Source organism: Myroides profundi, assembly GCF_000833025.1.
GTDB classification, from domain to species: domain Bacteria; phylum Bacteroidota; class Bacteroidia; order Flavobacteriales; family Flavobacteriaceae; genus Flavobacterium; species Flavobacterium profundi_A.
Map to the genome: position 1 here is coordinate 1,848,789 of NZ_CP010817.1, position 24,682 is coordinate 1,873,470.

General features: G+C 32.2%; 20 protein-coding genes. 11 read left to right on the forward strand and 9 right to left on the reverse strand.

The genetic code is table 11. The features are described 5' to 3' along the window. The first annotated feature begins 613 nt into the window (after nucleotides 1-613). The 5 genes from MPR_RS08125 to MPR_RS08145 all read left to right on the forward strand — a co-directional run bounded on the left by MPR_RS08125 (nucleotide 614) and on the right by MPR_RS08145 (nucleotide 6,443). A complete protein-coding gene (locus MPR_RS08125; RefSeq protein ID WP_041891310.1) occupies nucleotides 614-1,993 on the forward strand; it encodes a hypothetical protein in 1,380 nt (459 codons plus the stop codon). A gap of 629 nt (nucleotides 1,994-2,622) precedes the next feature. Next, nucleotides 2,623-4,758 carry a cbb3-type cytochrome c oxidase subunit I gene (locus MPR_RS08130; RefSeq protein ID WP_041891313.1) on the forward strand — a complete coding sequence of 712 codons (2,136 nt, stop codon included), beginning with the start codon at nucleotides 2,623-2,625 and terminating at the stop codon, nucleotides 4,756-4,758. Between the two features lie 5 nt (nucleotides 4,759-4,763). Then, complete coding sequence (locus tag MPR_RS08135) at nucleotides 4,764-5,777, forward strand: cbb3-type cytochrome c oxidase subunit II (protein WP_041891316.1); 1,014 nt, start codon at nucleotides 4,764-4,766, stop codon at nucleotides 5,775-5,777. Continuing rightward, entirely contained in the window at nucleotides 5,777-6,064 is a 288-nt protein-coding gene (locus tag MPR_RS08140) for a hypothetical protein (RefSeq protein WP_041891320.1), read from the forward strand. The genes MPR_RS08135 and MPR_RS08140 overlap by 1 nt, the downstream gene beginning before the upstream one ends. Beyond that, entirely contained in the window at nucleotides 6,048-6,443 is a 396-nt protein-coding gene (locus MPR_RS08145) for a hypothetical protein (protein WP_041891323.1), read from the forward strand. Before MPR_RS08140 ends, MPR_RS08145 begins: the two co-directional genes overlap by 17 nt. Nucleotides 6,444-6,760: 317 nt before the next feature. On the opposite strand, the gene pdxR is transcribed toward MPR_RS08145, so the two are convergent. Continuing rightward, nucleotides 6,761-8,197, reverse strand: coding sequence for a MocR-like pyridoxine biosynthesis transcription factor PdxR (gene pdxR, locus MPR_RS08150; protein WP_041891327.1), 1,437 nt, complete (start codon nucleotides 8,195-8,197; stop codon nucleotides 6,761-6,763). 114 nt (nucleotides 8,198-8,311) lie between these two features. Further along, nucleotides 8,312-9,265: an alpha/beta fold hydrolase gene (locus MPR_RS08155; RefSeq protein ID WP_041891329.1), complete on the reverse strand. Its 954-nt coding sequence runs from the start codon at nucleotides 9,263-9,265 to the stop codon at nucleotides 8,312-8,314. Between the two features lie 272 nt (nucleotides 9,266-9,537). Here MPR_RS08155 and glyA point away from each other — a divergent pair, with 272 nt between their 5' ends. Continuing rightward, the gene (gene glyA / locus MPR_RS08160; protein ID WP_041891331.1) at nucleotides 9,538-10,821 is read left to right on the forward strand and encodes a serine hydroxymethyltransferase; all 1,284 of its coding nucleotides are present in this window, start codon (nucleotides 9,538-9,540) and stop codon (nucleotides 10,819-10,821) included. Between the two features lie 161 nt (nucleotides 10,822-10,982). On the opposite strand, the gene MPR_RS08165 is transcribed toward glyA, so the two are convergent. After that, the gene (locus tag MPR_RS08165) at nucleotides 10,983-12,437 is read right to left on the reverse strand and encodes an aminotransferase-like domain-containing protein (protein ID WP_200890580.1); all 1,455 of its coding nucleotides are present in this window, start codon (nucleotides 12,435-12,437) and stop codon (nucleotides 10,983-10,985) included. Between the two features lie 514 nt (nucleotides 12,438-12,951). Here MPR_RS08165 and MPR_RS08170 point away from each other — a divergent pair. Continuing rightward, nucleotides 12,952-13,419 (forward strand): YbaK/EbsC family protein, encoded by a 468-nt coding sequence (locus tag MPR_RS08170; protein ID WP_041891335.1) that lies wholly within the window; start codon nucleotides 12,952-12,954, stop codon nucleotides 13,417-13,419. 549 nt (nucleotides 13,420-13,968) lie between these two features. Here MPR_RS08170 and MPR_RS08175 read toward each other — a convergent pair. Then, nucleotides 13,969-14,862 carry an NmrA family NAD(P)-binding protein gene (locus tag MPR_RS08175; RefSeq protein ID WP_041891338.1) on the reverse strand — a complete coding sequence of 298 codons (894 nt, stop codon included), beginning with the start codon at nucleotides 14,860-14,862 and terminating at the stop codon, nucleotides 13,969-13,971. Nucleotides 14,863-15,079: 217 nt separating this feature from the next. Between MPR_RS08175 and MPR_RS08180 the strand changes: the two genes are divergently transcribed. After that, the gene (locus MPR_RS08180; RefSeq protein ID WP_235280639.1) at nucleotides 15,080-15,400 is read left to right on the forward strand and encodes a winged helix-turn-helix transcriptional regulator; all 321 of its coding nucleotides are present in this window, start codon (nucleotides 15,080-15,082) and stop codon (nucleotides 15,398-15,400) included. A gap of 86 nt (nucleotides 15,401-15,486) precedes the next feature. Here the strand turns inward: MPR_RS08180 and MPR_RS08185 are convergent, their stop codons facing one another. The 4 genes from MPR_RS08185 to MPR_RS08200 all read right to left on the reverse strand — a co-directional run bounded on the left by MPR_RS08185 (nucleotide 15,487) and on the right by MPR_RS08200 (nucleotide 20,864). Further along, nucleotides 15,487-16,182 (reverse strand): aspartate/glutamate racemase family protein, encoded by a 696-nt coding sequence (locus MPR_RS08185; protein ID WP_041891345.1) that lies wholly within the window; start codon nucleotides 16,180-16,182, stop codon nucleotides 15,487-15,489. After that, nucleotides 16,179-16,949: an aminoglycoside nucleotidyltransferase ANT9 gene (locus MPR_RS08190; protein ID WP_041891348.1), complete on the reverse strand. Its 771-nt coding sequence runs from the start codon at nucleotides 16,947-16,949 to the stop codon at nucleotides 16,179-16,181. Before MPR_RS08190 ends, MPR_RS08185 begins: the two co-directional genes overlap by 4 nt. After that, nucleotides 16,946-18,025, reverse strand: a complete 1,080-nt coding sequence (locus MPR_RS08195) for an NAD-dependent epimerase/dehydratase family protein (RefSeq protein ID WP_052472681.1) — start codon at nucleotides 18,023-18,025, stop codon at nucleotides 16,946-16,948. Before MPR_RS08195 ends, MPR_RS08190 begins: the two co-directional genes overlap by 4 nt. A 433-nt stretch (nucleotides 18,026-18,458) precedes the next feature. Next, nucleotides 18,459-20,864, reverse strand: coding sequence for a TonB-dependent receptor (locus MPR_RS08200; RefSeq protein WP_041891352.1), 2,406 nt, complete (start codon nucleotides 20,862-20,864; stop codon nucleotides 18,459-18,461). A gap of 398 nt (nucleotides 20,865-21,262) precedes the next feature. Here MPR_RS08200 and MPR_RS08205 point away from each other — a divergent pair, with 398 nt between their 5' ends. The 3 genes from MPR_RS08205 to MPR_RS08215 all read left to right on the forward strand — a co-directional run bounded on the left by MPR_RS08205 (nucleotide 21,263) and on the right by MPR_RS08215 (nucleotide 23,813). Next, nucleotides 21,263-21,850: a GNAT family N-acetyltransferase gene (locus MPR_RS08205; RefSeq protein WP_235280642.1), complete on the forward strand. Its 588-nt coding sequence runs from the start codon at nucleotides 21,263-21,265 to the stop codon at nucleotides 21,848-21,850. A gap of 154 nt (nucleotides 21,851-22,004) precedes the next feature. Further along, the gene (locus MPR_RS08210; protein WP_041891355.1) at nucleotides 22,005-23,051 is read left to right on the forward strand and encodes a sensor histidine kinase; all 1,047 of its coding nucleotides are present in this window, start codon (nucleotides 22,005-22,007) and stop codon (nucleotides 23,049-23,051) included. A gap of 3 nt (nucleotides 23,052-23,054) precedes the next feature. Further along, nucleotides 23,055-23,813, forward strand: coding sequence for a LytR/AlgR family response regulator transcription factor (locus tag MPR_RS08215; protein ID WP_041891361.1), 759 nt, complete (start codon nucleotides 23,055-23,057; stop codon nucleotides 23,811-23,813). Nucleotides 23,814-23,993: 180 nt separating this feature from the next. Here the strand turns inward: MPR_RS08215 and MPR_RS08220 are convergent, their stop codons facing one another. Beyond that, nucleotides 23,994-24,446 carry a PaaI family thioesterase gene (locus tag MPR_RS08220; protein WP_041891364.1) on the reverse strand — a complete coding sequence of 151 codons (453 nt, stop codon included), beginning with the start codon at nucleotides 24,444-24,446 and terminating at the stop codon, nucleotides 23,994-23,996. Between the last annotated feature and the right edge of the window lie 236 nt (nucleotides 24,447-24,682).

Consider the following 24,682-nt stretch of genomic DNA (forward strand, 5'->3'; position numbering starts at 1 on the left):
GGCAATTATCTTCACAAACATAAGAGAGAGTGATAAAGACAGACAAAAATCAGCCTGTCAATATAGTGAAATGCAAAGATGGAACAAGGATAGTAGCTTGATAGCATACTGTTCGCATTAAAAAGACGCAAAATTATGTGACCAGTATGTGATCACTATGCGATAATTATGCGACCACTGCTAATAACGTTTGATCATCAATAGATTAAACCGATGCTTTATAGCGATAAAAATGTACGGTTTTTAGGCATTCGAAGTTGCATTCGTACCATCAAAATTACTTGTTCTTGCAGAGAGTTAGAAAACTACTCTGAAGTCTGTAGTTTTTTGCTTAAATAGAATGTTAACTCAAAATATTGAGGGGTTTACGGATTTCCGTAATGGGATTAGTGAGAATTATAATATGTTTGAAATAAAAAATATTCTTTGATGTTTTTGCTTACTGTGTAATAAATTTATTAGTTAATTGTACTTTAATTAAAACCTCTTGTATGAAATATTCATATGGTTAAAGTTTTGAGAAATCGGCATTATGTTTTAATAAAAAATGATATTACAGGGAAATAAATATTACTTTAAAAAATATATCAGTAGAAAATAAATATTAGTAACTGTGGAAGGTAAAGAATTAGGTATAGAACTTGATAAAAATTTACATAGACTTTTAAGACATTTAGATTCAATTAAAGATACATTACCAATGTCTCTTTTACTCTTAGAACCTCACAATAAAAAAGCCAATACAAAGCTTAAAGATTTTATTGAAAAAAATTCTGAAGAAATAGAAGATGAAAATGGAAATAAATCAATTTCCTTAGAATTTGAACAAGCTCGGATTTTTGACCAACTCGCTAAGAATTCTGAAATTTCTAATTTAGCAATGAAAATCATACCTGAAAGTCTATTTGTTGCATTAATATCTCAGTACGATGCTTTTTTAAATCAACTATTTAAAACATTATTCAAAATAAGACCAGAGTACATCAATAAATCCGAAAGAGAACTTTCATTTTCCCAACTAAATGAATTTGAATCTATCGAAAAAGCAAGAGAATATGTAGTTGAAAAAGAGGTAGAAACTATTCTTCGTAAAAGCCATAGCGAACATTTTGATTATTTAGAAAATAAATTATCAATTGTACTTCGTAAAGATTTACCTATATGGCAAACTTTTATTGAGATTACAGAAAGAAGAAATTTATTTGTTCATTGCGATGGTATAGTTTCTAACCAATATTTAAAAGTATGTAAGGAGAATAAGTGTAATATATCAGAAATAGAGTTAAATAAAAGATTAACCATTTCTAGTGAATATTTTAAAAACGCTTATGAATGCCTTTATGAGTTATCAACAAAGCTTACTCATACGATATGGAGAAAATTAATTAAAGAGGACATTCAATTTGCTGATGAAAAACTTAATGAGATTTGTTATAATTTAATAACAAATAGACAGTTTAATCTTGCAGATATACTTTTAGATTTTGCTTGTAAACAAATAAAATTTTATAATGATTCAGCAAAAAATTACTATACAGTTAATAAAGCACTTTCAAAATACTTGCAAGATAAAACAGATATTGCAAGAGAAATAATTGATAGTAAAGATTGGAGTGCTAGTAGTGATGATTTTAAACTCGCTCATTTAATTTTAATGAAAAAAAATGATGAGGCCTATTTGCTTATGAAAAAAATCGGTAAAAATGGAGAAGTTAATAAAGATCATTATAAAATTTGGCCATTATTTTATAAATTAAGAAAAGAAGAAAGGTTTAAAGAGGTTTTTAGAGAAATTTTTGAAGAAGATTATGCTGTTTTAGAAGTGCCTAAACGTCCAATTCAAGAATTAATAGGAGAAATAATTAAGAAGAGTCCTACTTTACTTAAAAAAAAGCCTACAAAAACAAACAAACAAAAAGAAATACCTAAGAAGCGTTCAGTTAATAAAAAAGCAACAAATCCTACAGATGTAAAAAACGAGAATCTAAATTAAAAGTACCTTTTGAAACGAGAATGGGTTCAATAACAAATAATGAGGCTAGGGAGTGTTAATATGAATTGTGTTAGTACTAATTTTCTATCAGAACTTTTTGTTACTCTATATTTTACATTACTTGAAGAGGAAAATAATTGTAATTAAATTGTATGACTAAGAGATAAATTAGATAATTCTCTTTTCTTCAAAATCAATTATTAAACAGTATATTTAATTTTGAATCAAACGATTCTAATCATAGCATAAAACTTTCCGAATAAGGTACTCACCACAATCCAAAAAGTGAACATCCTTATTTATAAAACATATGGTATAAAGAGGCTAATCCTCTTTCTCCGCTGAAAAGCCCGATAACACTCGTTATCGGGCTTTTTTTTTATGTGCAGCTGTACCTTATCCTTTTTAAAATACGCATAAAGAATCATTTCGTTTAAAACACCTATAGAGTAATTGTTTTTATCCACAACCTCTTTACTTGGTCTATGTTATTATCTCTAATCTGTACCATCTCTTTCATGAGGGAGCACAATACCTTTGGCTTTAGATAATAAATACTAAACACATGGTTTGCCAACACGATTATCTATAAACAAGGTGTATGGTTTACTTACTTAATAATACTCATAATGAAAATACTGTCTTTTGCTCCGTGGTCTATTTTTATAAGTTTTCTACTTTTTATGCATCCAACAGCGATTTGGGCTAACAATATGGAGCCTTTAAAATTTAGGGTTAATAACCAAGATATCTTTATTGTTATCGTTTTGATTCTAATAGTGCTACTGAGTGCTTTTTTTAGATCATTATATTTAAAGGCATCTTATCTTGATAAGTTGTACAATTTAAACAAAGAATTAGATTCAAATTTAGTAAAGATATCTATCACAAGCCTTACAAAACGTCAAATCCGTGTTTTATTAAAAAGTACAAAGTTAAAATACCTGATTGGGTTTATTTTCTTTATTTCTGCATCAAGTCTTTTTGCACAGAGTAATATCAAAACAACAGAACCATCTCTTTTAACAGAGCCAGGGATTATCATTATTTTGATTCTAATCGCAATTCCTATTCTATTGGGCGTAGTAATTATGCTTATTAAAATTTCCAATATTATTCGTGTGCAAAAAAATAAGCTAGAGGATCAGCATACAAAACAATTTAAAGAGTATTTAGAACATCTGTCTGAAGAGGAGTCTGACTCTTTAAAAAAACGAGAGATTGCCCTAGGGTTTTCATTGTCCAATAAAGAACTCTCAGGAGAAAGTTTAATTCAAGATCAAAAGGGGTTGATTTCGTTGTCAAAGACTGAACTAGCCCCCGTAGTTGCTAATAAGAAAAGAAACTCTGTCAAGGTAGATATAGATCCGGGGTTGGCTAAACTTATTTTATGGTTTTTAGGAACAGCTAGCTTTTGGTTAATTGTAGGTACCACTATTGGGGAGTATTTAGGGATTAAATTTATAGCACCAGATATAGATCATAGTAGTTGGCTTAGCTTTGGAAGACTAAGACCTGTGCATACTAATGCTGTATTCTGGGGATGGGCTTCTTTAGGGATGATTGGATTGGGGTATTATATCGTACCTAGAGTTAGTAATACAAACTTGGTCAATATAAAATGGGGATGGTATTCACTTGTTTTAATTAATGCTTCCGTTTTTATCGGGTCTATTAGTTTAATGGCTGGTGTAAACAATGGAGGAGGAGAATATAGAGAGTATATATGGCCTATTATGTTATTGTTTGCTTTAGGGTTGTACTTTACGCTTAGATGCTATTTAAAGACTATAGCCAATAGAACGGATAAGGATATTTATATTTCTAATTGGTATATCGTTGCTGCCGTTATCTTTATTACTATAGTAGCTGTTGTTGGATATTTACCTTTTTGGCAAGATGGTTTAGGAGAGACAATCGTGCAGGGGTATTATATGCATCAAGCAGTAGGGATGTGGTTTATGCTTTTTACTCTAGGAATAGTATATTACTTTCTGCCACAACAACTTAATAAACCAATATATTCATACAGTTTAGGAATATTAGCTTTTTGGAGCCAGATATTGTTTTATACATTAATTGGAACCCATCACTTTGTTTTTAGTGCTATACCATGGTGGTTACAGACTGTTGCTATTGTAGCTAGTGTTGGAATGGTTATTCCTGTAGTAGCGGGTACAACTAATTTTTTCTTAACCTTTAAAGGAGTTTGGTATAAAATCAAGGATAGTTACACCATTCCGTTTTTTGTAATAGGGATTGTGTTTTACTTTACAGGTTCTTTGCAAGGTACAGCAGAATCCTTTCGATTTACAAATCTGCTTTGGCACTTTACAGACTTTACAGTGGCTCACTCTCATCTGACGATGTATGGAATTATCACTTTTCTTTTATGGGGTTCTATATATGCATTAGTACCACAAATAACGGGTAAAGAAGCCCCACAGATTACAATCGGAGCTCATTTTTGGTTAGCCTTAATAGGATTGTTGTTTTATTCTATCCCTTTAATGTATGGGGGAACATTAAGAGGCTTAATGTGGATGGAAGACTCTGCCTTTATAGAGAGTGTTAAGTTTATGATGCCTTATTGGCTATGGAGAGCTATTGGAGGAAGTCTAATGTGGTTATCTCATCTATTCTTTGTCTATAATTTTTATAAGATGATTCAAAAAGACGAATCTGTTTCTTTAGATAGGGTAGACTTAACCTTTGAGAAACTAGCTGATGATAGCGTAGATAATGACAAAATATTTAATAATTAGTAGATATGGATATATTTAGCAACCATAAAAAACTTTATGTAATAGCAACTATTTTATTTTTGATTCTAACATTATTTGTAGCTATTCTGCCAGCCCTAGATAATCAGTCTAAAATACATCCTTTACCTGATGCGATCCCTCTAACACAATCAGAGAAAAGAGGAAAAGATATATTTATAGCTAATGGATGTGTAGCTTGTCACAGTCAGCAAGTTAGAAATGTAGAAATGGATAGAAAATGGGGGAGTAGACCTTCTATATCTGCAGATTATGCGGGTAATAAAAGAGTTGATTTTTGGACTAATACTGCTACGCTGATGGGAACAGAAAGAACAGGTCCTGATCTTATAGATATAGGTACACGTCAACCTAGTTTAGACTGGCATTTAGTTCATCTTTATAATCCTCGTATTGTCGTTAAAGAATCCATTATGCCTTCGTATTCTTTTCTGTTTACATCTAAAGAGCATCCTGATAAAGAGGATGTTGTAGTCAGTGTGCCTGAGACATTCTTAAAGGATAAGAAATTAAAGATTGTGGCTACTCAAGACGCTTTAGATTTGGTTGCATATCTGCAAGCTTTAAAGCAGACTCCATTACCTGGAACGATTATGACTCCTGAGTTTTTATATCCTAAAGAACAAGATGTAACACAAGGAGTAACTACAGGACAGACTAAAACGGCTTTGGATGGTAAAAACCTTTATATGAATAATTGTGCAGCCTGTCATCAGGCTAATGGAGAAGGACTCTCTGGTGCGTTTCCTCCTTTAAAAAACAGTGCGATTGTTACTGGAGACAACCTCCAACTATTTGTAGATATTATAATGAATGGATATGATGCTAGAGAGGAGTATGGGGTAATGCCTGCAGTAGGTACTAATGCGAATTGGACAGAGGAAGAAGTTACTGCAATAGTTAACTACGAGCGCAATAATTGGGGAAATAAAGCTCCCTTGGTAACAGTAGAAGAAGTAAAACAGATCATGGATTATATCAACCAAATAAAGGATAAATAATGAAAGTAAATTGTAAAAGGATTCTTACTATAATAGGGCTATTACTTGCCAATGTAATCTATGCTTGTCCTGTTTGTGAACGCAATCAACCTAAATTACTAAAAGGAGTTGTACATGGTGTAGGACCTGATAGTAAATGGGATTATACTATTATAGTGGTGATTGCTATTCTGGTTTTAGCTACGTTAATCTTCTCTATTAAATGGTTAGTAAAACCAGGAGAAGAATCTAAAGAACACATTAAAAGAACTGTATTAAACGACCTATTAGATGGAGCAAAGAAGTAGAGTATTCATTTTTATTGATGATGAACATCAACCTATTGCAGAGCTCGAAACACCTGTAAATTTCGAGCTCAATACGCATAAATTAGTGGATGGGGATCATACCTTAAAAATTGTAAGTAAAGATCAGACGGGAAAAGAGGGTATTAGAATTATTCCGTTTACAGTAAAGAATGGCCCGGCTATAGATATAGAAGGAATAAAGGAAAAGGCTGTGGTAGATGGTTTATTGTCTATACGCATTAATACTTATGGAAAAGGTGATCAAAAGACTTTTTTAGTTGTAGGTAGTGAAACTCCTCAGAGTATTCCCTTTTGGGTATGGACAACTATTATTGTGATTTTTGCTTGGGGGATGTATTATCTTGTGCGTTATTTATAAAGTGTAAGCCACAATAAGCGTCATTAGGAACTGGATCACCTCTCATAGGTAGAGGTAATATGAAAAGAAGGAATAAAAATGCTGAATTAGAAATATGCAATAGAGTTAGGAATGTAGCTCTTGATTTAAACCCAGATTAAGCGATAGACATATAAACGAAAAGTAATTATACAAAATAGCTCTGAATTTAAGAAAGGGCTGAGTATAAAATAGTCCTGTGGACTATCTTATACGAAGAGCCAGCTGTAGCAAGGCATGTAGTATGGTTTTAGAAGAAATGAAAGAGATATGAAGTAGAATTGCTTTGCAGTATTTGGTTAATGCTTAATCTGGGTTAAACATTCTGCAATGATTTTTATTCCTTTTTCTAAATCTTCTTTAGCTAATCTACCAAAGCTAATTCTTAATCCGTTACTAGAGTGGTCTAGGTAATACTCATTAGGGTTTACTATATCAACGCCTTTACTGATTAATAAAGCACAGAAACTCTTAAAATCTATAGTCCTATTGAGTTTAATCCAAAAAGCAAGACCTCCTTCTGGCAAGGTGAAATGGGTGGATTGGTCTAAATAATGCTTTAATAAGCTATAGGTGTAATCTCTTTTCTCTTTGTAATGAATTGTTGCTTTTTTGATATGTTTTTTAATAATTCCTTCTTTGATTAGCTCTAGTATAGCTAGCTCCATTATTCTATCACCTTGAATATCAATTATCTTTCTTAGTTTACTTACTTTCTTTATTAAAGAGGTTTTACTAGTCACTAAGTAACCTATTCTAAGAGAAGGAGCGACTACCTTACTTAAAGTTCCTATGTATATATAATTTTCTAGGTTAATATGGCTACAAAGGGGTAAAATAGGTCTTGTATTATAATGAAATTCATTATCATAGTCATCTTCAATGACAGTAAACCCGTATTGGTTAGAAAGTTCGATTATCTCTAATCTTCTTTTAAGACTAAGGGTGACTGTTGTTGGAAATTGATGATGAGGGGTTAGGTAAATTGCTTTAATTCTTTTATTCGTTTTTAGCTGTTCTATAATCTCACTAGTCACTATTCCTTGGTCATCTACATGAATAGGAATAAGATTAGCCCCAGCATGTTTAAAAGCTTCCCACGCAGAATTATACCCAGGGTTTTCTACTAGTATATAGTCTCCTTTAGTTAATAGGGAATGGGCAATCATAAAGATAGCCATCTGCCCTCCACGTGTAATACAAATATTTTTTTCGGCTACATTCATCCCTCTTTGATGATTGAGCATATTAGCAATATGAGTAATGAATTTAGAATCGCCTAGTTCATTTCCATATCCCATCATTTGCCATTTAGCACTTCTATTAAAGATTTGTCTATAAGCGCGTGCCAGTTCTGCTATTGGAACTATTTTACTATCAGGATAGCCATTATCAAAGACAATATTATTGTTCAGTAATAGGTCCGTTTCTTGTCTTTCTAATAAAGGCTCTATTGTTTTTACAGGACTATCTTGCGAAATAGTATGTGCTACAAAAATTCCTTTTCTTTCTACTGATACCAGCCATTGTTCGGTAATTAAGATAGTCAGTGCGCGTACTACGGTGTTTCTATTGACATTTAGTAGAGTAGAGAGTGTACGTGTACTAGGTAGTAAATCTCCTTTTTTTAGCCTTCCTTTCTTGATGTCATCAATGATGGCGTCAGCTATTTGTAAATACAAAGCCTTATTGGAAGTATTCTCTAATCTAATTTCTAATTTCCATAATCTCTTCATCTGGATTACTTGATATAGTTAACTCTTATAAAATGTCATACTCCAAATGTAGCAAATTAAACTTTATAAAGAGTTTTAAAAACAGCTTTAAGCTAGAGAACACTGATTATATTATTACAATTGATTTAAGTGTGTAGTAATCAAATGAGCAGTTTGTTTGGGATGAGAAATAAGTCCTCCATGACCTGCACCTTGAATAGTCTGTAATTCTATTGAATTAACTTTCTGTTTTATTGTTTTTGCAACAGCTGTATATACTAAGATAGAATCTGACCCTGTAATAAGTGTTATTTTACCACTAAATTGATTAAGGTTTTCTGGTTTTATATTTAATCTTTCAGGATCATTAGCTTGATCAAGCCAAGTAGTGTAACTAGCTGTCATTGTATTTCTGGCTCTTTGATCAAAAACAGAATACCAACTACCTTTTCCAAAGGCTACTTTTTCAATAAAATTAAAGGTTCCCTGTTCAATGTGTCCTTGTTCAAGTAAAGTTTTACTTTTTTGCATTTCATTCTGTACCTCTGATAGAATTTGTTTGTATTCAGTTTGTCCTTTAAGCATCCCAAAAATAGGAGGTTCATATAAAACAATACTCTCAACTCTATCAGCGTGATTATTGGCTAGTTCAATTGTGATATTTGCTCCATAAGAATGTCCTATAAAATGAGCTTTCTTAATCTGTAAAGCATCGAGTAGGGAGACGGTATCTTGGACATCCATTGATATTGTACCTTGTTCTTTATCTGGAGAAGAAGCACTATGTCCTCTTCTATCATATAAAATGATGGGATTAGTAGTAGTTTTAATTAGCTCTTCTGCGACTGGTAACCAAGAATTATGATCATCCCATGAACCGTGTATAAATACAATAGGTGTACCTTGCCCTTTTTTATAGCGTATAGCTAAATCAATATCATTAGTATTGATAATATAAAGAGGGGTATTTTCAATTGTAAAATATTCTAGTTCTGTTTTTGAAGGTGTTTGTGCAAATACTTCAATTAAAGATAATTGAAATAGTAATAAGAATATTATCCCTATTTTTTTATATAAAAACTGTTTCATGTCTATGTAGTTTAATAAGGTTAAATGTACTTAAAATGATTTGAGATAAAAAAACATAACTAAGTAATGGCACTGTTTTTAGGAATAAAAAATATTAAACTCTTTAATTGTTAAAAGGACCAATCTGGATGCCTAAGAATAAAAAATCTGTCTCCAATTTACTAGGCTACTAACTGTTACTTTTGCTTTTTTAATATAATAAGACACTAGTTTATAGTTTTTTTAACCTAGATTATAAACTAGTAATCATAGCTAAACTAATTTATACAACTATGCACAACAACAACAACAACAACATTTTATTTGAATTAATCAAAAGAGAAGAAAGAAGACAAAGGGAGGGCTTAGAATTAATTGCTTCAGAGAACTTTGTTAGCGAGGATGTTTTAAGAGCCAATGGATCTATATTAACTAATAAGTATGCAGAAGGATATCCTGATAAACGATATTATGGAGGGTGTGAATATGTTGACTTTGTAGAGAATATGGCTATTGCATCTTTAAAAGAGATTTATGGTGCAGAATATGCTAATGTTCAACCACATTCTGGATCACAAGCTAATGTCGCTGTTTTTTCAGTTTGCTTAAAACCTGGAGATAAAATATTAGGATTTGACCTAACGCATGGAGGGCACTTGACTCATGGTTCTTCTGTGAATTTTTCAGGCAGATTATATGTTCCTTCATTCTATGGAGTAGATCAAGAAACAGGAGTGCTTAATTATGATAAAATAGAAGAGATAGCTATCAAAGAGAAGCCTAAAATGATTATAGCTGGTGGAAGTGCATATTCTAGAGATATTAATTATAGTCGTTTTAGGGAGATAGCGGATAAGGTAGGAGCAATATTACTAGCAGATATGGCACATCCTGCAGGATTAATAGCCAAAGGATTATTAAGTAATCCTATACCACATTGCCACATTGTTACAACAACAACACATAAAACATTGCGAGGTCCACGAGGAGGAGTTATTTTAATGGGGAAAGATTTTGAAAATCCCTTCGGATATAAAAACTTAAAAGGAGAGCTAAGAATGATGTCTAGTCTTCTAGATGCATCAGTATTTCCTGGTAATCAAGGTGGTCCACTAATGCATACTATTGCAGCCAAAGCAGTGGCTTTTAATGAAGTATTGACAGATGATTTTAAGGTATATGCTAATCAAGTTCAAAAAAACATGAAAGTAATAGCAGATGCTTTTTTGTTGCGTGGATATAATATTGTCTCTGGAGGAACAGATAACCATTTAGTACTAATTGATTTAAGAAATAAAGATATATCTGGTAAGGAGGCTGAAAGCATTTTAGAACATGCTGGGATTACAGTGAATAAGAATATGGTTCCTTATGATGATAAATCGAACTTCATTACTTCTGGTATTAGGGTAGGAGCTGCTGCAGTAACTACCAGAGGGCTAAAAGAAGCAGATATGAAAAAAATAGTGCACTTTATTGATGAAGTATTAATATATAAAGATAATGCAACGAAACATAAACAGATAAAGCAAGAAATTCAAAATATGATGAAAGATTATCCTATGTTTTCTAGATAATCTTAGATATAATAGCAGTAATTGTTTATCAATATAGAATCACTAATTCTAGAGATCGTGTGTTGTGAGTAGAAAAAGTAGTCTCTATATTTAAATTAAAGTTACTTAAACCATGCTATAAATGGAATACCTCGTGTGTAACTTCTCACGAGGTGTTGCATTTATTGATGTTTGATAAAATAATCTTTCAGAATATGAATAGCTTGAAGAATTTCTTTCTCATTTAAAGAAGCAAATCCAAATCTAAAAGCATTCTCTTCTTTACTGATATGTTTAATCCTTAATTTGGATAGGTTTTGTATTGCTGATATTGGAAATTGTTTATCTACTTTTATCCATACTGCCATCCCTCCTGTAGGCAAAGTGTAAGAAATATACTTGTTCAGTTCCTTTTTTAATAGTTGATCTAATAACTCTAGTCTTTCCTGATAAAACTTTTTAGCTTTTTTAAAATACCTTGTAAACTCTCCTTCTTTAATCAAGTTAGCTAAAGAGTTTTGCATATACGCATCATTTCCTACATCAATTGTTTTTCTTAGTTCAACACATTGTTGAATGAAGTTTTTGGGAGCGACCATAAAACCTATACGAATGGATGGTCCTAATATCTTAGAAAATGAACCGATGTAAATAATATTACCATTATGCCCGCCACTAGCTAATGGAAGGTATGGAGGAGTTGTATAGTGATAATCAAAGTCATAATCATCTTCTATGATAGCGAAGTGATATTGCTTAGAAAGTTCTAAGAGATGAATACGTCTGTCAACACTTAAAGTGACAGTAGTAGGGTAGTGATGATGAGAAATAACATAAACAGCTGTTATTGTTGTTGTTTTACAAAGTGATTCTAGTTCATCTGTTTTTAATCCTTTTTCATCTATTCCTATTTCTAACACTTTCGCTCCAGTATTGTTGAATGTTTGACTAGCTTTTGGGTAATTAGGTTTAGCTACAACAATTTTTGCCTTTTTATTGAGTAATAATTGTGCTGATAGATAAATACTCATTTGTGCTCCATGAGTAATAAGAATATTCTCTTTAGAGAAAATAAGCCCTCTTGTTTCGGATAGGTAATTGACAAGTTGTTCTCTTAGGGCGAGGGTTCCCTGTGGGTTTTCAAGATTAGCATTTTTAATTGAATAGGTTCTTGTAACATAAGAGCGATAGGTCTTTAGTAATGCACTTATAGGAGAAAGTCTAATATCTGGAAAACCATCATCGATAATAATATCTGGAATAACTGTGTTTTCTTCTACAGAGTGATCTACATCATGGTATTGATTAAAAGGTAAATTAAAGTCAATATCATAGGATTGTATACTAGAGAATTCCTCCCACTTTGATGCTTTGAGATTAGGAATGGACTCTGATATAGTTGCTCTTTTTCGAGGTGACATAGAAATCCAGTCTTGTGTATACAGTTCTTCGTAAGCTGCAATTATAGTTTTTCTGTGAAGGTTTAAAGAATTTGCTAAATCTCTACTTCCTGGGAGTTGATCTCCTGCTTTAAGATATCCATTTTTTATTGCATTGATAATTGATATAGCAATTTGTCTATAGATAGGCATTTTACTTTTTTTATCGATACGAATGATATGTTCTATTGGATACATATGAACTATGAGTTGATTTATAAAGGATGCATAAATATAGAGTAAATAACGAGAATGAATTGTTGTTTTTGTTGAATAATTGGTAAGGGAAGATCGAAGTGTTGTTTTTGATAGTAGCAACTTATTTTATAATTCAAGGATAATCGACTTAGTTAAATTATACCTAAGATAAATCAGTCTTAGTATAACTCATCTATAAAATATCTTTGATTAATTAGATTATATTACGATACAGTTTACTACTTCTTGTCATTTGTGTTTTGAGCTATTTTCATCTCGCATTAGACTAATATGCTATACTTTGTATAGTTTTAGTTTTGTAATATCTTTTTAAGATATTACAAATTATAACCAAAAGATTTTCTCGAGACTCTGCCTCAGGGTAGTTCATTAAAAATACTAATTGATATGGCAATAAGCGGCATTTTTTGGCTTTCATAGAAAAGAAGTCTTTACTAATTAATCTTGTCAATTGTATTATAATTCCTATTTTTAAAAACCAATATTAATTATTATGAACCATTTAAAAGTGAGAGACTATCTAAAAAGCAAGGGTTTTGAAGATCGTTTTATTGAATTTAAGGAGAGTACAGCTACTGTAGGTGAAGCTGCAATTGCGATTGGTTGTGATAGCGACCAAATAGCAAAGAGTATAACACTTTATGCCCCAGAAGAGGGAACTGCTATTCTTGTCGTCGCTTCAGGAAATAGTAAAATAGATAATAAATCTTTTAAAGACACTTTTGGTATTAAAGCTAAGATGCTTAAATATGAAGATGTAGAAGAGTTAGTAGGCCATCGAGTAGGAGGAGTCTGTCCTTTTAAGGTAAAGGCATCAACTAAAATCTATTTTGATGAATCTTTAAAAAAACATCAAGAGCTCTATCCTGCTGGGGGTAGTGCTAACACTGTAGTTCAACTAAAACAAGAAGAATTGATTGACTTATGTAATTTTGTTGATTGGATATCTGTGACAAAGTAGGTTGAAATTATGGTTTGCTATGTAATTCTAAATACGACCACTTAGTGTCATTAAATGCTTAGCGATATAAGTTTTTCTTATTTTGATACCAATCAAGATAAAATACTATGCAAACTAACGATAAAAATAAAGAAGGAAGAAAGATAAAATTTAATGTAATCCTAAAAAATATAGCCATGTTTTAGGCTCACTGAATCTGAAAATAAGAGACAGTTTGTTTTGTTTACATCATCAAGAATGACAAACAAAGCAAGCTGTCTTGTTTCTATGCTTTTGCTTATTGTAAAACAATACTAGCCAATTGATGGCTAATTTCAATAGCGCTAATTTTTGTGTTATTTGTCAATACAACGATTGTTATCTTTTTGTCTGGTATGCGAATAAAATTAGAAGCATAACTTGTCCAGCATAGGAGTATTTGATATCTCGATATGTATTTGACTGTTAGTTTCCATTTGTTATATCATAATTTTAAGAGGCTACTTACAAAAGTAGGTCTTTTATATAAGTAACCAGTGGCGTTAGTATAATAGCTAAGAGTAACTATACTTAGTAACTTAATTGCTCTTTGTGTTTTGCAATAAACTCAGGCCATTTTGTGGGCTGTTTACCAGTTATGGCATAGAAATTATCAAAGACATCATCAGCTCCTGGTATTAGTCCGTCAGCATATAATTTCCAATGCTCATATACGCAGGTCATATAGCTCATCTCTGCGCCAGCATTAATCATATCTTGAAGAAAATCCACAGGTGGTAAGGCGATATACTCATAGGGTTTACCAACAATATTAGTGATAAGCTCAGCTATCTCCGCATAGTTTTTAGCATCATATCCAAGTCTATAGGTTTGCCCTGCGTGTTTAGCAGGCGATTCAATGACTTTAGCGGCTACTAAAGCAATATCATCTACATCGACCCAGCTTTGTCTAGCATCAGCTAGATAAGCGTTTAAAATGCCTTTTTCAGCCGTGCTCTTTCCACCATAACTTAGAATGTTTTGCATAAAAGCTTCTGGGCGCAAATGCGTAAAAGTAAATCCATGCCACTCGATATAGCGTTCTACCATTTGATGCCAAGCCCAATGTCCAACAGCAGTATCATCGCGTCCACAAGCCCCTAGATGAACTACATTTCTAACCCCTGCTTTTTTAGCATTGTCTAAGATTGTTTTACTTTGTTTTAGCATATTGACTGTATACCCTGTTAGAAGAAATAACGTATCGATTCCTTCTAGAGCATTTAGGTGTGTAGAAGGATCATCTAGATCTATAAATACCGTATCTATTTGTCTTGACTCAAAACTTTCTTTCTGTTGTTCTGAGCGTATAGCAGCAACTATATTCACATTGGCTTTGTTTGCAAGTAAGGTATTAATAATCCTTGATCCCACTTGTCCAGTTGCGCCTATAATCAGTACCTTATCTTTGTTTTTCTCTATCATATCGTAAGTTATTTACCTTTTTAATTTATCTATATAGCAAAGGTAAAAACAAGAAAAAAGATATGGAATATAGGCTAAAAGAATCATATAGATAAAATTATCCCTATAAAGTATTTAAAAATCATTCAATATATTTGAACTATTATTAAGATTACAAAACTGATTTATGTACAATAATAAAATACCACAATTACTCGATTATGGAGTTTCAATTACTATGAAAGTTATTGGAGGAAAATGGAAACCTTGTATTATTAATTGTATTAATAATGGAACCAATAGACCAGCTCATATTCACAAAGCAATACCAACAGCAACATTAAGGGTAATTAACCAACAATTAAGCGAGCTTTTGGATTATGAAATTATCTCAAAAGAAATCTTTGAGGGGTATCCACTACATGTAGAATACAAGCTAACAGAGTTTGGCAAGACACTACTTATGGTTATTGACGCTATGGAAGTTTGGGGAGATACTCACGGAGATAAAATAACAGAGATAGCAATAAAAAGAAATGAGAATATAGAACCTCTTTAGAGTTGGTTTGTATGCTCATTTCTTTTGAAATAATATAAAACTATAGTTATATAACGTTATTAGCTACATTACATATTCAATGTGAATTAGTTGTCTAAATAATCTTGAACAACTGCTTTAGCTAGTGCTAAGGAAGAATCGACAAAATAAGTATCAACAGCGCTACGCTGCATCACAACGTTTAGATCTGTACAAGCAATAACAATACAATTAGTTTTATCTTTAACCTTATGAAGTAATTCTTCCCAAAGGATTAAGTTTTGAGGATTGCTTTTATCTTTTTTAATTCCTGATATCACTTCATTTAAAAGAGTTTGCCAATGAGATTCAAAGACAAAAGTATGTCCTTTTGCAAGTATCTCTTTTTGGTAGAGATTAGAATCAAAAGTTGTTTTAGTTGCAAATAAGGTTACGTTTGTTTTATTTGTAGGTAATTGATTAACTGTTTGCTCAATAATATTAAAAAGCTTTGTTTTTATAGCTTGTTGTAGATGATCTATATAAATATGAGCTGAATTACAAGGCATAGCAATACTGTGAACTCCATTATCTTCTAATTTTTTTAATCCTTCGATAATTGTTTTCTGCATTAAATCATGGTCTATTTCTTTATCTAAATAAAATGGAGTAGGTAAGGAATAGATAATAATCTTAGGAAACTCCTCATCTAACGTAGCATTATATTGTCTTTGACATTCATCAAGGACTTGTTCTAAAAAAGGTGTTGTAGAACGAGGTCCCATTCCAGCTAATATACCAAGTGTTTTAGGATTTGATTTCATTTTTTTGTTTTTATTAGTGTAGCTATAAAAGTGGTAAACTGATGCAGTACATCTACATCTGTATCTTTAGAAACATTGCTTTCTCCTAAATAAACAGCTTTAGCCTGAACAAGTATAGGTTTAAACTTATCAGGAGTAATAGGCAGTATATAATCTACTGCTTTGTCTTTTGAGATTACTTCCCCAGTTTGAATAGAGTAATACATTCTACAAAGGGTAAGAATAACATTTATCTCATCATCTTCTATTTCTCTTATTAAGTTAGGAAGAGATGCTAAAATAGCCTTATTAAATACGGTATCTGAGATAATAGGTATTACTTCAGTAGCTTCTTTTCCATATAGAGTTAAGCTATTAAGTCTCACTTTTCTAAGTAAGATAGTAAGGTCTTCATCCTTTACAGTCTCAGGAATGTATCCATTGCTATATTCTTCTCTTAGCCACTCACCATACTGAAACTCTCTGTGTAAGGGAAATGCTAACTTACTTAATTCTGATTGGTTTACAATGGTTACTTCCAAATACCTTTTGCCTTGGTTATTGTCAATTTCTCCTGATAGTACAAGTAATTGTTCTATGAGTGCTTTCTTTATTTCCAGAGATAACGTTTGATTAACGATAACAAAAAGATCAATATCACTTTTATGTTTTAATCCTCCCATTACATAAGATCCATAAAGGTAAATACCTTGAAGAGTTTTCTCTAAAGTATCGATAAGAAATTCTGTGGTTTGGGTAACTTGAAGAGGTAAAGATTGGTTATTCATTTTTTTTGATTCATAAAGTTTTGTAATAATAAGTCCTCTTTCTCATAATCAAACTGATTAAAAGAATAAGCGGCTAATTGAGGGAAGTGTATTTCCCAATTCTCAGAACTAAAGCTAGAGAGCCATTTTATATAAGCTTTGCTGTCTTCTTGATAACTGCCTAGTTCTAATCCTACATTACTTAATAGCTGCTCAATATAGCTTGTGTCTAAGGTAAAAGGAGCCGCCACTGACCAAGGACTAAAACCTATAAAGGCATTCTTAGAATCAATAGAGTTGTAAGCAACAAACTCCGTTTTATAATCTAACTGATTTGTAATGAATTCTCCTATTTCTTTTACAGTTAGAATAGATTTATCAGCTACGTTTACTATTTTGTAATCTTTACTCCCTATGCAAGCCCATATTACCTTAGCTATATTTTGTGTTGAAGAGATATGAAAAGTACTCTCTCCGTTAAACTTTAGGGGTATATAAGGTCTTTTGTCTAGTAGTCTTTTGACAAACCACCACTCTCTGGGATGATGAGAACAAATACCATATATGGCACAAGGTCTTAAAATTGTAACGGGTTTATTACTGTATTTTAAAAAGTATTCTTCCATCGCTATTTTATGGGTTGAGTAGGTGGTATCACCAGCTTGTACTGTAGGAGTGTTTTCTTTTATAGGCAAAGAAAAATAAGGAAATCCAGTAACACTAGCTTCGTCTAAAGTTCTATCAGTTCTATCTTTATATACACTTGAAGAAGAAAGAACAATATACTGACCGATGTGCTTCTCAATAGAGAGTATTTGTTTAGCATCTTTTGCAGTAAAGGCAAGTAGATCAACTAGTATATCGGGTTGAATACTTGCTATATTTTCTAGTGTATGCGTATTTTCTCTAGTTCTATATATCGGTTTTATATTAGAAATGAAAGCAAGTGAAGCTGTTTCTAATAAAGATAGGAATGAATCAAAAGAATTCTTGTTTCTACATAGAAGATATACTTCCCAATTGCGTTGTACAAAAAAGTTAGTGATAGCATATCCTATTTGACCAGTACCTCCTATAATAGCAATCTTTTTTTTCATTGTATGTGTATTTATTTAGGTAAATACTTAGCCAGACTTATTATTGATGTGTTGAGCTAAGATAAAATAAGAAATCTAGATAGTTATAAGTATTAAGAGTCTTTATATAAAAGCCATCTACATCCATAAACTTTCACAGTCAAATTTTCAAAATATTTTCAAAAGTCATTTTTATAAAACAAAACAATCAAAGGCTATTTCTGCTATTTATTATACTAAGGAGTTTACCATTTTTCGCTCAAGAAAACGGAGCCGTAGGAATAACACTAGTACTTCTATTTATTTAGTAATAGAGAATTCATAAAACGATAAGAGGCTGCCTAATAAGACAGCCTCTCCGAGGTCAACTACGACATGTACTATATAAGAATAGTGAAGAAGTTGAAAATAATACATACCTCATTGACCTATTGAAACATAATTATTTGATGGTCTATTTAATAATCTTGACAGGAGGATGTCCTTTGTTTATCGTTGTTTCCTCTTGTGGAGCATCTCCTTTATTGTTCTTTCCACCGAAATTATAAGTTATTCCTAGTTTGAATACTCTCATATCATTCTTTACAGTGAAGTTGGTCAGTTGATCAGGATGTTCTAAAATTGTTGTTCTAATACCTCCTGTTTTGAACAGATCACTTACTGCAAGTGTAGCTGTAAATTTCTCATTTAAGAATTTCTTACTGACTCCTAAATTCACTTCCCCTAATGAACGATATCTAAAGTTAGATTCTATTCCTCCGTTTTGGTACCAAGCAGTAAGCTCGATATTCATATTATAAGGCAACTTAAAGTTGTTATAGGTAAATACCCCAACACTATTTTTATTCTCATTGATTAAGTTATTGTCAAATCGAGTATTAAAAAAGTAAACCCCATGGTAGTTTTCCCACCAATTAATACCTGGTATAGGAGCAGATAATGAAGCGTACCATTCACTTCTACTTTTACCATTAATACTAGTAAAATAAGATTTGTTTATTCCTTCGTTAAAATAACTGTATAGCATAGGGTCTGTAATGCGACTATATCCGATAGATAAATCTATGAAACCTAAGAACTGCTGATCTAGTTCTATATTATTAGAATACTCAGGCTGTAGATTAGGGTTCCCCATAGATGTTGTTGTATTATTTAAATAGCGCACTGCAGGATTTAATTTATCGAATTCAGGCCTTTCTATTCTTCTAGAGTAAGAAGCCATTACAGAATAGTAATCACTAGCTGTATACGTTAGTTGTACAGTAGGAAATAGCGAGAAGTAATCTTGTTTTACTAACTTTTTATGAGCTAAGGTATCTCCATTGATATGTGTGTATTCTCCTCTTAAACCTGCTGTTATAGCCCATTTATCGAATGTCATATCTACTGCACCATAGAAAGCATGTACGCCTGTTTTATACTCAAATTGACTTTTGTGCAAAGCATTAATATTGTTTCCATTGGAGATGAATGTGTATAAACGTTCATCTGTTTTAAGAATAGAATAATTACTCTTTACGCCGAACTCTACTTTTGCAGTTGTATTTTCTTCATCCCAAAGTTGTTTCTGGTAATCAGATTTAAAGTTGAACTCTTTTCTATTTGTAGGATATTTATTCTGTTGTTTGGTTAGTAAGGCGTTTGGCAGTAATAGTTGTCCATTATTACCATAGATTACATCATTGATATCTGATTTGACATACATTGTACCGATGGAGATAGTCCAACTTTCTTTTTCTTCTATTTTCATTTTATAGACTACATCAGCTTTAAAATTAGTCAATTTACTCTTGCTCTCATTCTTTTGTACACTGTGAAAGAGATCATTATTATTTCCTAATTCTGTGTTGGTATGTACTGTACTAGGTGTATCATTATAGTCCATAGAAGTCTTTAAGCTTAGTACATGACCATTCTGAAATGTTCTGTCTATATCTAGTTTGACTAAGTGAGACTTACTATTTAGAACCGAGAATTGAGATTGATTTGACCATGTATGATCTAATGAAGCCAGATCTTTTTTATCATATCTCTCTCTTAATCTATCAGGCGAATAGCTAAATGAGTACAAAAAGTTATAGTTCCAGTTATCATTGCCATACCCTAAGTTTAAAGAGTGATCTGTGCTTACTTTATTACTAACACCTACAGTTGAATTAACTGTTCCATAAAAGCCTTGAACTAGCTTTTTCTTAGAGATAATATTAATTACCCCACCTGTACCAGAAGCATCTATATTAGCAGGAGGTATATTCATAATTTCAATAGACTCTAAAGTAGAGCCAGGAGTCCCTTTAAGTATGGTTTTTAATTGTTCTGCAGACAGCTGAGTAGGCTGTCCGTCCATCAATACTGTGACACCTGATTTACCTTTTATTTTTAATTCTCCGTTTTGACTAATAGTAACTCCAGGGAGTGTCTTTAGCACATCATAGGCAGACTGTGTTTGTGCTAAGTTACTCTGCTCTATATTTAATGTAGCTTTGCCAGGAGTTACTTTTAGAGCTTTTCTATGGCTGGTGATCATTACCTCATCTAAGATGTTTTCGTCACTTTCTATGATTAGATTGATTGGCGTATTATGATCACTTATAGTGATAGTAGAGGATACATCTTTATACCCTATAAAGCTAGCAGTTAGTTTAAAACTTCCTTTTGACTTAATATCTGCAAAAACAAAAGTTCCATCTTCTTCACTTTTGATAAAGTATTCTTCTTTTGGATTGTCCTTTGCTTGTAAGACTACAGTTGCCCATCCGATAGGATTGGCTTGTGTGTCTTTTATCACCCCTTGTAATTGAGATTGAGCCCAAGAAGGTAAAGTCATTACCCCTAATAGAATTAATAATAGTTGCTTCATAATTAAAATGGTATTAGCATTTATTTCTGAGGCAAATATATTAGGATGTTTTATGGCTTATTGGAACTTTTACATTAACTAACTCATTTCTATACTAAAGCCACCGAAACGATGATTATAGTGCAATTAAGCTTAAACCCAGATTACGCATTAGCCAAATACTACAAAGCAATTCTACTTCATAGTTCTTTCATTAGCTCTAAAACCATACTATAGTATGCTTTTATCACTAATTCAGACCTATTTTGTATAATTACTTTTCGTTTATATGTCTATTGCATAATCTGGGTTAAATAGAAGTGAATAGGCTATTCAAGAGCAAAAAATGTCAATTGATGTATCTATACCCTATGGGAGCTTAATACTCCTGTACTTTTGTGTAAGAATAATTAGAGAAGATGAGAATAAATAGATATCTGGGCAGGGGATACCGTAGTACTGCTGCTCATGTTTTGCAACAGGCTTTTAATGAAAAACTAAAAGGAATACTAGGGACAGAGGAAGAAATACATCAAGTTATTTTAGCATCTCTAGATGCTAAGCATATTATCGTGGCACGTTCTAGTGAAGGAGAATTAATAGGTGTAGCAGCTTATCAACACAATGGTCAATGTACTTTGAATATTTCTCTGAGTATTATGATTAAGGTATATGGGCTGATAAGAGGACTTTATAAGATGCTACAGCTCATCATGTACTTTCCATCTAAGAGAGATAAGGATGTAGTGTATGTAGATGCTATCGCAGTAGATGAGAATTTTAGAGGACTAGGAGTTGGTAAAATGCTATTAGAAGAAGTAGAAAAGTTAGCTTTAGAACATCATGCAAGATATGTAAGTTTAGATGTAATCAAAGAAAATCCTCGCGCAAAAAAGCTATATGAGCAAATAGGTTTTGTAGAAGTAAAATACAACGAATTAGACGAACGAACAAGTGATAAACTTGGCTTTTCAGGGTATTATTATATGATGAAAATAATTAGTTAAATCCTATTTTGGTATTGTAATTGAGTGCTATTTCTTAACTTAAGACTAAGGAAGACAAGTTCAGTTATAAAAAATGTAAAACGAGCTTTGTTTTTTGTTACTTTAGGAATATAATCGAAAAAATCAGGAAAGAATACTATAATTTTAATCTGTAATGAAAGCACAAAAGCAAAGTAAGAAAGAATGGAGGTATAGAGTAGCTTTAACGCTCTTAGTAGCGTTGTTTTTTATTTTTTCGTTGTACATTATTAGTACTGCGGATCAGTATCAGATAGTTTCTTTTGAGAGTGGATATACCTTTACGGCAGATGTGATTTGGTTTATTGCTATCAGTTGGATTGTAACGACCTTAGGGATCTATCTGTCAGATCGATTGCCGATAAAGACGTATTCCATAAAAGAAGTAATTCGGTTTGGAGTATTACATGTGATTATTTGTGTTGTAGTCTTCTTATTTTTAGTTATTGTGACAGATTACTATTTAATAGATCAAGATCATACAGCACGAGAAGATTGGTTAGACGCTAGACAGATGTTTTTTATAGGCTTATGTTTGACTGTATTTGTTATCGTTGTACACAATGGAAGAAAGCTAATAACGATGTGGAAAGAATCCGTTTATGAAAATGCACAGATGAAAGAAATAGTATTACAGAGCCAACTAGCATCTTTAAAAGCTCAGCTAGACCCACACTTTATGTTTAATAATTACAGTGTGTTAAGAAGTCTGATCCAAGAAGATAAAGAGAAAGCAAGTGAGTTCTTAGAGCGATTATCGGATGTACAACGCTATCTATTGGTAAACCTAGAGCATGACTTAGTCAGTCTAGCCAAAGAGATACAGTTCTTGATTGATTATTTATACTTGATTAAGATTCGCTTTGGCGAAAGTATACAAGTAGAGATTAATGTTAGACCAGAGCTGTTAGGAATGAAGATTCCACCTATGACCTTACAATTGTTATTAGAAAATGCAATAAAACACAATAAAGCAACCAAAAAAAGTCCCCTCTTTGTGAATATTTATGGGGAAGAAGAATATTTAATTATTGAGAATAACCTCCAATTATTGAACACTCTTCCTCATTCTTCTAAGTTAGGGCTGACGAATATAAAGAAGAGATACTTACTGATCGAAGACAGAGAGGTCTTGATAGAACAGACTGTATCCGTTTTTAGAGTTAAAATCCCATTGTTATAAGCTATGATAAAAGTATTGATAGTAGAAGACGAACAGTATAATGCACAGCATCTGACTACCTTACTTCAGGATATAAAAGAAGATACTCAGGTCGTGCAGGTTATAGAAGGTGTAGAGGACTGTATAGAATGGCTAGAGCAGCATGATGATATTGACCTAATCTTTATGGATATAAGATTAGGAGATGGAGTATGCTTCGAAATATTTGATGCCATAGAAGTAAACGTACCGATTGTTTTTACGACAGCTTATGATCAGTATGCCTTGCAAGTATTTCAGGTTAACAGTATAGATTATTTATTAAAACCAATCAAAAAATCTGCCTTAGAACAAAGCATAACGAAGTATAAGAAACTTCACCAATTACAAGTTTTAGATAAAGAAATCTTAAGCAATCTAACCGAGGTTATACACGGAAAGAAACAGAGTTATAGAACACGTTTTTTACTGAGTAATAACGATAGGTATAAAGTTATACAGACAAGTGATATTGCCTATATCTATACAGAATTTCGTCTGTCTAAAGCAGTTATGTTTGATAAATCTGTTCACGTATTACCATTCACTATGGAAGAACTAGAATCAGAATTAGATCCTAATCGATTCTTTAGAATATCTAGACAATATCTAATAAGCTATGAGAGCATTACTGCTATTCAGAATAATCTAAACAGTAAGGTAAGTGTAGTGTTACAGGGTGATGTAGAGGTAGATCTGAGTAGAGAGAGAACACGAGCGATAAAGCAATGGCTTGATACTTAATAAAGACATATACGTTAGTACGGTTTTGTCACTCTTTTGATGAAGATTTATTAAGTTGGTGTAGATTTATAACTGTACCATGCCTTATATGATAGTTAGTTATAAGCAAGGGTAATCAGTATATTGATTACCCTTGTTTTATTCAGTTGGCGCGGATTTTATAATCCGTGCCATAAGGCATTACTCTTTTAATTGTATAGCTAAGATTTCACCCGTAGCACAGATTACTCCATTAGCCTCTAGGGTTAGATCTACCCATACCTTTCTGCTCTCTATGCTTCTTAGTTTACCCTTTAGTACTAGTTCTTCTCCCATAGGAGTAGAGGCTTTAAAATCAACTTTAAGAGAAGCTGTTACACATCTTACAGGTATAATGCCTTCTAGTGGGATATTATTGTGCTTACACAGAAATGCTGCTGCTGATCCTGTACCATGACAGTCTAGTAGAGAAGCGATTAATCCACCATATACGCTTCCTGGTATAGCGGTATATTTAGTATCTGGAGTAAAACGAGCGATTGTTTCTTCTCCGTCAAGATATGTTTTTAGTTGATGTCCATTAGGATTGTTTTTTCCACAGCCATAGCAGTGCGCTAAGCTCTCAGGATATAGGTCTTGGATTGCTTGTGTCATAATATTTGTTTTGGTTGTTATTCGATAGAGGAATCCCTCTATTACAAATAAAGTTATTTTTATTGAAGTACAAAAATTTAACCTGATTAGAGTGTGTATTATAACTGCTAAAAATGTAAAACATTTTTTATCAAATGATAAAAAAAAGCTTTTTCTATATCCTAATCTTTGTATCCCAAAAATAGCGTGATAAGGCTATATCATTATTAAATAATAATTTAATCAATACAAGTAAA